Genomic DNA, 13,012 nt, shown 5'->3' with positions numbered 1-13,012 from the left:
CGGTCAGAACGTCCCCGTCCACCGCAGCCCGTCCCACATCGAGGACCACGGCCTGCGGGGCCCGACGCACACCAGCAGTTCCTTGCCCTCCTCGAAGTGCGGGACGTCGAACGTCAGCCGCCCGCGCACCTCGCACCGCTCGAACAGCGCCGAGAACGCCGCCCGGTCCACGCCCACCGCGATGACGACGTCCTTGGCGTCCGCCGGACGGCCGAAGCCGGCGTAGGAGTTGTGGCCGCTGTAGACCGGCGGCAGCCCGTACGCCGGACCGTACCGGTCGAGCGCCCCGGCCTCGCCGTAGTTCTGCGCGTACACGACGGCACGCCGCCGCTCGGATTCGGGCAGCGCCCGGTGGACGGCGGCGACCTGCGCGGCCAGGCTCGGCCAGCCGGTCTGGCCGAACTGCTCCTCACCGAGCGCGGCGAGCACGGGGTTGGCCGTGTACATGGAGACGGGGAGGACCGGCAGCACCATCAGTGCGGCGAGCACCCCGTTGACCACCGCGGCGACGCCCAGCCACAGGCGGCGGGCGGGCGTCGCCGCGCGCACGCACCCGGCGGTCAGCAGCACCGACAGCAGGCCCTCGGTGTAGCGGGGTTCGGCCCCGAGCAGCATCAGCACCGGCACCATGACCAGGTAGGCCACCGCGACCAGCCGGTACGACCGCCACTCCGCCCGCCGCAGCAGCGCCACCAGCCCGGCGACCCAGACCGGCGCCAGGAACGGCCCGATCATCAGCACCTGCCCCACCAGGAAGTCGACCACGCCGCTGTCACCGGAGGTGAGCACGCCGGCCATGGTGAGCTGCGGCCAGCCGTTCACCGCCTGCCACACCAGCCCTGGAGCCCCGATGAGCAGCGCGAGCGCGGTACCGCCCGCCGCCCAGCGGCTCAGCAGGATCCGCCTCGGCCCGGCGATCAGCAGCCCGGCCGCCAGCCCGACGGCGAGCAGTACCACCAGGTACTTGGCCAGCAGCCCGACCCCGGCCACGGCACCCGCCGCGAGCCAGAGCCGCTGGTCGCCGGTACGGATGATCCTGATCACCAGCCAGCAGGCCGTGACCCACACCAGGTGGTCGACGGCGGTGGGATGCAGGACGTGCCCGGCCGCGAGTGTGGCCAGCGACGCGGCCGCCGCGCAGGCGGCCAGCACCTGCCCCCGGCGTCCCGCCCCGAGTTCCCTGGCGGTCAGCCCCGCGACGAACACCGCCACACCGCCCAGTACGGCGGGCACGACGCGGATCGCGGTCAGCGAGTCACCGAACAGCGCGATCTGCGCCCAGGAGAGCAGCGGGACGAGCAGCGGCTGGTCGGCGTAACCCCAGGCGAGATGCTCTCCCGCCACCCGGAAATAGAGTTCGTCGACGTAATAGCCGGGCCCTCCGGCGTACGCCAGCAAAAGCACGGCGACGGCGCCGGAAACGATCCCGGTCCAGACCTTCGCCGATCTCGGCGAAGCGGCCTCTTTTTTCGCCGCCACAGCGGCTGTCGCGGTGTCCATCGCCATCGTCCTTCCGTGCCGTCCGAAGGAGTATCCGCTGGCGGCAGACTCTCACCGCCCAAGAGAAACGGCAACGTAATTGACTCCTGAACGAAAAACGCAGACCGTCGGGCGCGGCATCGGAGCAAACAAAGTCGTCCGCATATTCCGCGTCTCGTGAAAGTTGTCGGCACACCCACTGTGAGGTGAAAGTCATGCAGGAAATCCAGGCGACGGCGTCCCTCCCCGACACCGCCACCAGAAATCTCACCGAATTCGAATTCATGGCGTTGAACAGTCGGCTGAACATGGCCGACGGCCATGCGAGGCAGGCGCTCACCCCCGGCCAGGCCCGTATCATCGACGACCTGCCGAACCTCTTCGCCAAGACCGCGGCCAGTCCTCCGGAGGTGGTGGAGCTGGACGCCTGCCGCGCATACCTGGGCCTGCTCGGCCAGCACAGTCACCCGGGCGGCGACGGCCGCGTGCTGGCCTGTTATTCCTCCTCCGTGGCCATGGAGATCTTCGCCAGGGCAATGGTCAGGGAGGGCGGCCCCGTCGCGCTGATCCACCCGACCTTCGACAACATCCCCGACATCCTTCGCGGCGTGGGACTGCGGCTCGTCCCGCTGGAGGAGGACCGCCTGCACGAGGGCGACCTGGATCACGACCTGCTGAACTCCGTACGTTGCGTCTTCGTCACCACCCCCAACAACCCGACAGGACGCGTGCTGACAGAGGAACGGTTACGCGCGCTCGCCGCGCAGTGCGCCCGGCATAACGTGGTGCTGGCGCTCGACACGTCCTTCCGCGGCTTCGACCCGCGCGGACACTACGACCACTACCGGGTGCTGGAGGACAGCGGGTGCCGCTGGGTCGTCATCGAGGACACCGGCAAACTGTGGCCCACACTCGAACTGAAGATCGGCTGGCTGGTGTTCTCCGCCGAGCTGGGCCTGCCCATCCCGAAGATCTACTCCGACATCCTGCTCGGCGCGTCGCCGCTGGTCCTGGCCCTGGTGCAGCGCTTCGCCGAGGACGCCGCCGACGGCGGCCTCGCCGACCTGCACCGCTTCATCGCGGGCAACCGCGCCCACGTACGGCAGGAGCTCTCCCACCTGCCCGGCGTCGGCTTCCCCGACCTCGACAGCCGGGCCAGCGTCGAACGCGTGCACGTCGGCGACCGCTCCGCTCTGGACGTGTGGTCCGCGCTGAGCGACCAGAACGTGTACGTCCTGCCCTGCCAGAAGTTCCACTGGGCCAACCCCGCCGAGGGCGACAGCATGCTGAGGATCGCCCTCGCCCGCTCCGCAGGCCCGCTCAGCGAGGCCACACGCGCGCTGCGTCACGTACTCGCCGCCACATGACGCCGTACGTACAGGTCGCCGGCCCGCTCTCCCACACACGGCAGTGGTGGGAAGGGGTCGTCCAGTCGGTCGCCCCGCCCCATGTGATCGACCTCGGTCCCGGTTATCTCGACCCCGGCCTGCTTCCGGCCGACCTGCTCGCCGCGTCGTACGCAGGCTCCCTGGCGGTCTACGGCTCCGCGGCGCTGGCCTACGGCGACGACCGCGGAGCTCTCCCGCTGCGCACCCGGCTCGCCGCCCGCGTACGTGAGCGGGACGGCGTGCCGTGCGATCCCGCGAACGTCCTGGTCACGGCCGGAACCTCGCACGCGCTCCACCTGATCGCCACCACCCTGGCCGCCCCCGGCGACGTCGTCCTGGTGGACGAGTCCTGCTACGACCTGGGGCGGCTCATCCTCGCCGACTGCGGGCTGCGCGCATACGAGGTCGCCGGGGACGAGTACGGGATGAGCCCGTACGCCCTGGCCGCCGCCCTCGCGGAGACCCGCGGGCGCGTCGCCTTCATCTACCTCAACCCCACCTTCCACAACCCGACCGGCCTGGTCGTCCCCCTGGAACGCCGCCACGCGCTCCTGGACGTGGCCCGGAACCACCAAACCCTGATCGTCGAGGACGACGCCTACGCCGACCTCCTCCTGAACCAGGCCCTGGACATGGAGCCGGGGCCCGATTCCGATGTCCAGGACACGCCGCCCCCGATGGCGAGCCTCGCCCGGCACCGGGGGGTGATCCGGCTGCTCACCTTCTCCAAGAGCCTCGCCCCCGGCCTCCGCCTCGGCTGGCTGGTCGCCGCTCCCGAGCTCGTGGACCGGCTCGCCGGGCACGGCGTGTTCAGGAGCGGCGGCTGCCCGAACCACACCGCCTCGCTCGCCGTCGCGACCCTCATGGAAGAAGGGCACTACGACCGCCATCTCACCTGGCTGCGTGACCGGCTCCGCGAGCGCCGCGACACCCTGGTGGACGCGCTCACCGCCCATCTGAACGACGCCTTCCTGCTGGACCGCCCGGCAGGAGGCTTCTTCGTGTGGCTGCGCTCGCACCACCCCGAACACGCCTTGATGACCGCCGCGGAACAGGCGGACGTGTACGTGGCCGCAGGCTCCCGCTTCGGCCCCGGGCGACGCCCAGCACGGCGCCCGGACGGCCACAACGGCGACCGGGGCCCCGGCGATCTCGGCCACGACGGCGGCAACCCCGTGTCCGCCGTACGACTCGCCTACAGCCTCAACGACCCCGGCCGGCTGGCCCGCGCCGTCGAGCGCCTGGCCGGTGTCTGGAACGTCATCCCCGGCAAGAGAGGACCAGGACGATGACCACCTCACCCCCCGCCCCGCCCGCCCTGCGGACAGGAGAGCCGCACGGATACACGCTCCCGCTGTCGCCCTCCGGCCGTTCCTCCATGATCACAAAGCCCCCATGGCACTTCTCCGGAGACGTGATCATGGTCGACTACCGTGTGGACCCGGACGCGGCGGCGGGCTTCCTCCCGCCGGAATTGACGCTGGGCCCGGATCCAGGCGCGGCGGCCGCGGTGTTCGCCGAGTGGCAGTGGTGCTCGGACGACGGCGCGGAGCTGGCCGACCCTGGCCGATGCGGCTTCACCGAGTTCCTGATCCTCATAGCCTGCGCCTACCGGGGCCGCAGGCTGGCACGCTGCCCGTACGCGTGGGTCGACAAGGCGGTGCCGCTCGTACGCGGGTGGATCCAGGGCATGCCGAAGCAGTTCGGCGAGGTCCACCAGATCCGGCCGGTACGAGTGGGGCGCGCAGGACCAAGGCTCGCGCCCGGTGGGCGGTTCGACGCCACGCTGTCCTCCGGCGGCAGGCGGGTCGCCGAGGCGAGCGTGACGGTGGAGTCGACGGCCGCGGAGCCGCCGCTCCTGCACACCGTCCCACTGGTGCACACCAGGTTCTTCCCCGCGTGGCTCCCGTCGGAGGAGCCGCTGTCACAGCTCGTCGTGTCGGAGGTGAGCGGTGTGGAGTTCTCCGAGCTGTGGACGGGCCGGGCCACACTGAGCTTCCCCGACGTCGCCTCCTCCGACCTCGCCGCCCTGGCGCCGGTCGAGGTGGGCAACGGCTACGTGTTCTCGTACGCCGAGACGCTTCACCATGGCAAGCCATTGGAAACCGCGTAGACCGCGACGCACGAAAGGCAGGACGCCCATCGATTGCAGACAATCAACCCGCTGAGTTGATCTCTTGTGGGAAGGCACCGCTGCTGAGGGCGTAAGCGGTGAGGCCTGACGCCGAGTAGAGGCGTTTCCGAGTGGGTGTGATGGTGTGACCGCGACCATTCAGCGGCGTCCGTTGCGCCGTCTACAGGGCATCGGTCCGGGCCTTGTCGCGAGCGTAGACAACCGCGGTCTTTCCACCGCCGGGCATGCGACGCTCCACCTGGAACGCGTCCGTGGCGGCGAACAGGTCGCTGAACTTGGGATAGCCGTAGTTGCGGGGGTCGAAGTCAGGGCGTTGCTTGGTGACGATGTGGCCGACGCTCGCAAGGTTCGCCCAGCCCTCGTCGTCGGAGGCGGCCTCCACGGCACGGCGTAGCAGGTTGATCAGGTCGGCGTCGTCGGACAGGCCCCTCGGCGGGGCCGACGAGACGGGCCTGGCCCGGGCACCGGGGCGCAGGTTCTCGATGTAGATGAACTTGTCGCAGGCCGCGACGAACGGCTTGGACGTCTTGCGTTCCCCGAACCCGTACACGGTCAGCCCGGACTCGCGAATACGGGCGGCCAGACGGGTGAAGTCACTGTCGGAGGAAACGATGCAGAACCCGTCGAAGCGGCCCGTGTACAGCAGGTCCATCGCATCGATGACCATCGCGGCGTCGGTGGCGTTCTTGCCGGTGGTGTAGGCGAACTGCTGCATGGGCTGAATCGACTGGGCGAGCAGCCGATCCTTCCAGCCCTTGAGACGCGGATCCGTCCAATCGCCGTAGGCACGCTTGACGTGGGCGGTCCCATACCTGGCGACCTCAGCCAGCAGCTCCTCGATCACCGTGGGCGTGGCGTTGTCCGCATCGATCAGGACCGCCAGCTTCGCGGTGACCCCTCCGGGGTTTTCCATGGTCACAAGTACTTCTCCAGATCAGCGAACAGAGGACGGAAACAAAGCGACGCAGCGTCCTGGGCAGGCAACGCGCCTGCTTCCCCGCTCAGGCGCAGCGCGAACAATGCGATGGAGCGTCGAGCGGCTCACCGGTACTCCTTGGCGAGCTCTGCCTCGAACATCTCACCGTCAATGGAGCGATGGCGGGCGGAGCACCGCGCCGACAACGGGAGTTTAGGCTGCTTGCCCTGCCCTCGGCCACGCCTCGACTGGCCGGAGCTTGACCGCCCAGGTGACAGGTATGCCAGGTAGAGCGGGTCGATTCCGCCTGGCCGGCCAACCGCTCACGGGTCAGGCCCAGGTCCTCACGCCTTCTGCTCATCCGGCGACCCGGGTCGCCCGGGGTCGTCACGTGTTCGATCATCGAGATCCTCCCGGTGAGAGGGGGAGTGGTTTCCGCTCCTGCGGCCCGCTCGCCGTCTCCTCTATCCCACCGGCGGAAGGGGGAACGGCGGGAGCCGGAAGTCCCAGACGGTCAGGCCCTTCGGCCACTGCGCGAAACGTCACCGCACGATCAGATGGAAGCGAGAACCAAGGAGGAGGACATGTCAGCACATTTAGTGGCAGGTGCGGACGACTCATCTCCTCGCGGGCCGCGGTCGCGTGGGCTGCCGACGACGCGGCGCGGCGTGCGCACGTGGCTGCGTATCGGAGGAGGAGCCGTCCTGTTCGTCCACGGTGTCATCCACATCGCCGGGTTCCTGCTGCTGTGGAGGATCGCCGAGGTGGGCGAGCTTACCTACGGGCGGATGGTGCCGGATCCCGGAACGGCCGGAGGCCGGCTGGTGGGGGTGGTGTGGCTCGGCGCGGCCGCGCTGTTCTGCTGCGCCGCCGTACTGCTGGCGGTGGGGCGTCCTGCCTGGGCGCCTACCGTGCTCGCGGCCACGGCCCTGTCGCTGCCGATCCTGCTGGCCGATCTCTCCCAGGCCGGCGCGGGCGTCGTCGTGGACGTGGTCGTCCTTACGGGAACACTGTTGGCCTTCCTGCTTGTGAGGCGTGACGGGGAGACGGCATGAACAGAACGCAGCGGTCACACCTCGAAGCGGCACTCCTGACACGGCTGCCCGCCCCTGCGGCTTTCACCGCGGCCGAGGTCGCGGAACTACCCGCGCCGGTACGCAGGCACCTCGTGGGTGCCATCGCACCGGGCACGCCTCTGGCGATGGCCGTCCGCCTGCGCATGCGGGGCAGCATCAAGATCAGAAGGTGGCTGCCGTTCCGGGCCCGTCAGATACTCGCCCCGCACCGAGGTTTCGTGTGGACGGCACGCGTCGCCGCCCTCATCACCGGCTCGGACCACTACGCCGCAGGACACGGCGGCATGGACTGGAAGGTGGCCGGTCTGGTTCCCCTGGTCCACGCCGAGGGAGGCGATGTGTCCCGTTCGGCCGCGCAGCGGGCGGGGGCGGAGGCGTGCTGGGCGCCGACGGCGCTGCTGCCCCGTTTCGGGGCGACATGGTGGGCCGACGACGACACGCACATCGGCGTCAGCCACTCCGTCGACGGTGAGACGGTCCGGACCTGCTACGAACTCACCGCCGACGGCCGGATCCGGTCGTTCGTCTTCGACCGGTGGGGAGACCCGGACAACACCGGATCCTGGGGATGGCACCCCTTCGGAGGCGAGATCACGGCCTGGGCCGCCTTCGGCGGTGTCACCGTCCCCAGCGCGGGAAGAGTGGGGTGGTTCTTCGGCACCGGCCGCTGGGCCGAAGGGGAGTTCTTCCGGTACCGGATCACCGATCTCGCTCCGATCACGCCGGAGCGTCGTGGAACAACCGACCGGGTTGACGGGCCGCCTGAGCGGGCCGAGAAGGACCGGTTCTGAACCGGGAGTGTGGACCGCGCTCGTGCGGCGGCCCGCACAGGGTTCCGGCGACGCCTGGGAGAGCACCAGCAGGGAAACCGGGCCCGTCCGGCAACGCACGGTGCTCAGGGGCCGAAGGTCCCGATCGTCGGTGTCCTTCGCCTCACGCTCCGGACGAAGCCATGATGATCTGCTGGATGCATGCACACCGACGCAGGCGTCACGCCTGGACTCGATGAGGCCGAGGTCGCCCAGTCGCTGAACAAGCACGGACCCAACGAACTGCCCCAACCCGATCCCCCCACGCTCCTCGCCCGCGCGGGACGACAGCTGGCCGACCCGCCGTCGATCCTGCTGCTGATCGCCGGGTTGGTGACGCTGCTCGTCCTGGCCGAGATCCCCGAAGGGGTGGCGATCCTGGCGATTCTGCTGGTCAACGTGGTCATCGGGGTCAGCCAGGAGACCAAGGCCGACCGGGCGGTCCGCGCCCTGCGCTCGCTTACCACGCCGCTGGCCAAGGTACGGCGCGGCGGCGTCACCCGGCGCGTCCCCGCCACCGAGATCGTGCCCGGCGATGTGATCGAGGTCGCGGCCGGTGACCGGGTGGCCGCCGACGCCTGCCTGATCGAGGCCACCTCCCTGGCCGTCGACGAGGCCGTACTGACGGGGGAGTCGCAGTCGGCGGCCAAACGGGTCGGCGGCGCGACCGGTTCCGGTGTCCCGCTCGGTGACCGCGACGGTGAGTTGTTCTCCGGCACCCTCGTCGTACGCGGTTCGGGGACGGCGGTGGTGGAACGGACCGGCGCCGCGACCGAGACCGGCCGCATCGCCGGCGCGTTGCGGGGACGGAGTCCCAAGGGGCCGCTGGAGATCGATCTGGCGCAGGCCTCCCGGAGGATGGGCCTGCTGGCCCTGGCCGCAGGCGCGGCCATGGTGGTGATGGGCCTGACCAGGGTCGGCAGGGGAGAGGCGGCGCTGCTGGACATCGTGCTGGCCGGGGTCGCGCTGGCCATCGCCGCGGTTCCTGAGAGCCTGGCCGCCGCGGTCACCACCGCCCTGGCCCTCGGCTCCCAGCGGATGGCGAAACTGGGGGTGATCGTCCGCAGGCTCTCGGCGATCGAAGCCCTGGGAGCCACCACCGTCATCGCCTCCGACAAGACCGGAACGCTCACCACGGGCAGGCTCGCGGTCGTCGACCAGGTGACGGTCCCCGGCGCGGACCTGTGGCGGGCCGCGTTGCGTTGCAACGACGCCCGCGACGGGCTCGGCGACGCCGTCGACATCGCGCTTCAGGCGGCCGCCAGGGAAAACGGGGCACGGCTCGCCGACGAGGACGTCCGTCTGGCCACCCGGCCGTTCGACGCGGACACCCGGTCCATGGCCGTGGTGACCACCGGCCCGTTGCTGACCGTGAAGGGCGCACCGGAGGTCGTGCTGGCTCGCTGCACCGACGATGAACGGGTCAGGCACCTGGCCGGTGAGGTGGAGACCCTCGCCCGCCGGGGACTGCGTGTGCTGGCCTTCGCCGAGGCGGACACCACGGACCTTGACGTGGGTGAGTTGCGTCCGCTGGGCCTGGTGGGGCTGCGTGATGAGGTCAGGCCCTCGGCCCGTCAGGCGGTGGCCGACTGCCGGGCGGCCGGAATCCGGGTGGTGATGGTGACCGGAGACCACGGCGACACCGCCCGCGCCGTGGCCGAGGAGGTCGGCATCGTCCCCGATCCTGTGGTCACCGGCGCCTGCCTCGACGGCGACGGCACCGGCAGGGCCGCACGGCTGCGCCGGGCGGGCGTGCTGGCCCGGGTGGATCCGGCCACCAAGCTGGAGCTGGTCCGTGTGCTGCGTGAGGGCGGTGAGGTCGTCACCATGACGGGTGACGGAGTCAACGACGCCCCCGCCCTGCGCCACGCGGACGTGGGGGTGGCGATGGCCGGCGACGAGGGCACCGACGTCGCCCGGGAGGCCGCCGCCGTGGTCGTCACCAACGGTGAACTCGGCACCGTCGTCACCGGAGTGCGCGAGGGGCGGCGTCTGCGCCACAACGTCTCCTCCATGATCGGCTACCTGCTGACCGGTAACCTGGCCGAGATCCTCTTGGTCCTCACCGGTCTGGTTCTCTGGCCGGATCTGATCATCCCGCTGCTTCCCGTGCACCTGCTCTGGATCAACCTGGTGCTCGACGGCATCCCCGCCATCGCTCTCGGCGTCGACAAGCCGTCGGGCGATCCACTGGCCTTGCGGCCTCCTCGTGGTGGTCTGCTGTCGAGGGCCGTGCTCGGCCGCGTCGCGGTGCGATCGCTGATCGTGGGCCTGCTCGTGATCGCCGCGGTCGAGGCCGCGCGCCGGATGGGCTGGAGCGACGAACAGGTCCGCACCCAGGCGGTCCTGACCCTGGTCTTCGCCCGGCTCACCCTCGCCTACGTCGTACGGGCTCACCGATGGACCTTCGAACGCGGCTGGTGGCACGGCCGCGCGCTGCTGATCGCGGTTGTCTCCACCGGCCTGCTCCAGACGCTGGTCACCCTCATTCCGCCGCTCGGTGCGGCACTGGCGCTGGTGCCGCCGCCCTCTGCCGGATGGGCGATGGCCCTGACGGCGGCGCTGCTCACCCCGCTGCTCTGCGACCTCGCCCGGACACTCGATGGGAAGAGACGCGGCGACCTTTGACGGGTGAATCCGGCACCACGTCCCTCATCGGAGGGCGATCACCGAAGGGAACGGCCTTGGCGGTCGGCGCGCGCCTGCACGGCAGCCGGAGGTCCTCCGGAAAGAGGACCTTCGCCGGTGTTCCCAACCGGTCTGCGGCGGTGGGATGAAGCCAAGGAAGGGAGAGCGTCATGATTGTAGTGGGAGTCGACGGCTCACAGGCCGGCCTCGATGCCGTGAGCTGGGCCGTACGGGAGGCCGAACTGCGCAATGAGGAGCTGCGCATCGTACACGTCATGCCGGCCTGGCCTCTGGAGATGACGGAGGACGCCCCGCATGCGGAGGTGGGCCGGTGGATGCGTGACGGCGCCGAGTCCGTGCTGGCCGACGGGCTGGAGCGGGCACGTCGGGAAGAACGCCATGTCAAGGTGGAATCGCTGCTGCTGCCCGGTGACCCACGCTCGGCCCTGATCGCGGCCGCAGGCGACGCGCGGCTACTGGTGGTCGGCAGCCACGGGCTGGGCGGTTTCCGGGGCATGCTGCTGGGGTCGGTCGCGCTGGGCGTGGCCGGGCACACCGCCTGCCCGGTCGCCGTCGTCCGGTGTCCGCCCGCGCAGCCGTGCGGCGAGGTAGTCGTCGGCGTCGACGGCTCACCGGCCGGCGCCGAGGCCGTTGGATTCGCCTTTGCCGAAGCCTCCTTCCGAGGCGCCGCCCTGCGGGCGGTTCACGCTTGGAGCCGGCCCACCGCCGGCGGTGGACTTCACGCCTCGGCGGACGCGGAGGAGACCGCGCAGGAGGCACGGAGGGCGCTGGCCGAGGCGCTGGCGGGCTGGAGTGAGCGTTATCCGGATGTAAAGGTCACCGAGCACCTGGAGCACGGGCACCCGGTGGACGTTCTGCGGGACGCCTCGACGCGGGCAGACCTGCTTGTCGTCGGCTCACGCGGACGCGGTGACCTGGCTGGGCTGCTGCTGGGCTCGGTGAGCCACTCGCTGCTGCATCACGCCGCCTGCCCGCTGGTGGTGACCCCCGCCTCGGCGACGTCCCGGCGGGCCTGACAGGGGAGATCGCCCTGCCTGTGCTCCGGCGAACCCGGAGGACACGGCGGCGGGCGCGGCGGGCGCGGCGTTCTCCCGACGGTCCCGGACGGGGCAGAGGGCCAGATGGCCGGTGACGTCCGGCGGCCGTGCGCCACCGCTCCCGAGAGGGAGATGGAAGTGAGCACGCCTTCTCCCCGAAGGAGGGGATCATGAATCGACAGGTCATCGTCGGGACCGACGGCTCCCCGGCCGCCACCGCGGCGGTGGAGTGGGCCGCGGACGACGCCGCACGCAAGGGCGCCACGCTGAAGATCGTGTGCGTACGCGAACCGTGGGCGAGCGATCTGCCCTTCCGTGACACCACCGGCTTCAGTGGTGCGTTGAGCAGGCACTGCGACGAGGTACTCACCGCGGCGGCCGGACGAGCCGGCCGACGAGCGCCGCAGATCGAGGTGATCACGAACCAGGTGATCGGCGCCGTGATCGAAAGATTGAAAGACGAGGCGGAGAACGCCGACACACTCGTGCTCGGCAGCCGGGGAACGGGTGGTTTCGCCGGCCTGCTCCTCGGCTCGGTCGGCCTGGGAGTCGCCGGACACGTGGCCTGCCCCGTGGTCGTGGTGCGGCAGACGATCCAGTCCGCGTACGGCAAGATCGTCGTCGGCTTCGACGGGGCCGCTCATGACGACGCCGTACTGGAGTACGCCTTCGACCAGGCCCGGCTGCGCGACGCGCGCCTGCACGTCGTCTACGCCTGGCAGGCGCCGACCTTCGCCTCCTACGCCGCTGGCTACACCGACCTGCTGAACGAGACGTTCGAAAGCGAGTCCCGCGCGGCACGTCGGCGCCTTGCGCCCTGGCGCGACAAGCATCCCGAAGTCCGGGTGAAGGAGTCGACCCTCTGCAGTCATCCGGTTCCCGTCCTGGCCGACGCCTCGCGTACCGCGGATCTGGTCGTGGTGGGCTCCCACGGCCTGGCCAACCTTCGCTCGGCCGTACTGGGGTCGGTCAGTCACGGTGTCCTGCACCGCGCTCACTGCCCCGTCGCCGTGGTGCCTCCGCATTGGCAGGCGCTCTGAAGCAGCCTCTGTCCACGGCGGGCGCAAGGCGGTCGTACCCGCCATCCTGGGCACCCTGGCCAGCGATCCGCGCGACTGGCTGCACGCCGGCCAGGCACTCCAGCGGGTGCCGCTGACCACGACCGTCTACGGAGTGTCCGTCTTCTTCCTCAACCGGCCCTCGGGCCTGCGCGACATACGTGGCCCGACCGGCTCGGGACGGCGTGAACACCCACAAATGATCATCCGCTTCGGTTACGGCCCGGCCGTACCCGCCACGCCGCGTCGTCCTGTCTCCGACATCCTGGAGACCCTTTGCGGAGCGGATCCGCAAGACGTGCGAACGATGCGAGCGAGACGGCGCCGATTCGCCCGTCGCGCGCACGGCAGCCGACGACGCCGCGAAAAGTGAGGACTCGTCCCTGAGCTGTTCGGCTGATTGGAGATTTCCTTCGCAGACCCGCGGCGGCCCGTAGCGCAGCTCATCAAGTTCGAGGATTACGTC

Annotated in this window: 10 protein-coding genes; 8 read left to right on the top strand and 2 right to left on the bottom strand. The window is 70.5% G+C overall.

All coding sequences use genetic code 11. The features are described 5' to 3' along the window. Positions 1-3: 3 nt before the first annotated feature. On the bottom strand, positions 4-1,500 hold the full coding sequence (locus ACIBVQ_RS37235) for a glycosyltransferase family 39 protein (RefSeq protein ID WP_399183419.1): 1,497 nt from the start codon (positions 1,498-1,500) through the stop codon (positions 4-6). A 263-nt stretch (positions 1,501-1,763) separates the two neighbouring features. Between ACIBVQ_RS37235 and mppP the strand changes: the two genes are divergently transcribed. The 3 genes from mppP to mppR are packed head-to-tail and all read left to right on the top strand — an operon-like array spanning position 1,764 to position 4,980. Continuing rightward, positions 1,764-2,846 (top strand): enduracididine biosynthesis enzyme MppP, encoded by a 1,083-nt coding sequence (gene mppP / locus ACIBVQ_RS37230; protein ID WP_362912103.1) that lies wholly within the window; start codon positions 1,764-1,766, stop codon positions 2,844-2,846. Further along, entirely contained in the window at positions 2,843-4,159 is a 1,317-nt protein-coding gene (locus ACIBVQ_RS37225; protein ID WP_399183416.1) for an aminotransferase class I/II-fold pyridoxal phosphate-dependent enzyme, read from the top strand. Before mppP ends, ACIBVQ_RS37225 begins: the two co-directional genes overlap by 4 nt. Continuing rightward, on the top strand, positions 4,156-4,980 hold the full coding sequence (mppR, locus tag ACIBVQ_RS37220; protein ID WP_352016294.1) for an enduracididine biosynthesis enzyme MppR: 825 nt from the start codon (positions 4,156-4,158) through the stop codon (positions 4,978-4,980). The genes ACIBVQ_RS37225 and mppR overlap by 4 nt, the downstream gene beginning before the upstream one ends. 181 nt (positions 4,981-5,161) lie before the next feature. Here mppR and ACIBVQ_RS37215 read toward each other — a convergent pair whose 3' ends face one another. After that, on the bottom strand, positions 5,162-5,914 hold the full coding sequence (locus ACIBVQ_RS37215) for an NYN domain-containing protein (RefSeq protein WP_352016293.1): 753 nt from the start codon (positions 5,912-5,914) through the stop codon (positions 5,162-5,164). 671 nt (positions 5,915-6,585) lie between these two features. Here ACIBVQ_RS37215 and ACIBVQ_RS37210 point away from each other — a divergent pair. The 5 genes from ACIBVQ_RS37210 to ACIBVQ_RS37190 all read left to right on the top strand — a co-directional run bounded on the left by ACIBVQ_RS37210 (position 6,586) and on the right by ACIBVQ_RS37190 (position 12,528). Beyond that, a complete protein-coding gene (locus ACIBVQ_RS37210; protein WP_399183414.1) occupies positions 6,586-6,972 on the top strand; it encodes a hypothetical protein in 387 nt (128 codons plus the stop codon). After that, a complete protein-coding gene (locus tag ACIBVQ_RS37205; protein ID WP_399183412.1) occupies positions 6,969-7,784 on the top strand; it encodes a DUF6544 family protein in 816 nt (271 codons plus the stop codon). Before ACIBVQ_RS37210 ends, ACIBVQ_RS37205 begins: the two co-directional genes overlap by 4 nt. A 180-nt stretch (positions 7,785-7,964) precedes the next feature. Continuing rightward, entirely contained in the window at positions 7,965-10,430 is a 2,466-nt protein-coding gene (locus ACIBVQ_RS37200) for a cation-translocating P-type ATPase (protein WP_399183410.1), read from the top strand. A 170-nt stretch (positions 10,431-10,600) separates the two neighbouring features. Beyond that, complete coding sequence (locus ACIBVQ_RS37195; RefSeq protein ID WP_399183408.1) at positions 10,601-11,467, top strand: universal stress protein; 867 nt, start codon at positions 10,601-10,603, stop codon at positions 11,465-11,467. A 191-nt stretch (positions 11,468-11,658) separates the two neighbouring features. Next, on the top strand, positions 11,659-12,528 hold the full coding sequence (locus ACIBVQ_RS37190) for a universal stress protein (RefSeq protein ID WP_399183406.1): 870 nt from the start codon (positions 11,659-11,661) through the stop codon (positions 12,526-12,528). Positions 12,529-13,012: the final 484 nt, after the last annotated feature.

Origin of the sequence: Streptosporangium sp. NPDC049376, assembly GCF_044466505.1 — a bacterium.
Lineage (GTDB): Bacteria > Actinomycetota > Actinomycetes > Streptosporangiales > Streptosporangiaceae > Streptosporangium.
This window is presented reverse-complemented; position numbering and strand designations above follow the sequence as displayed.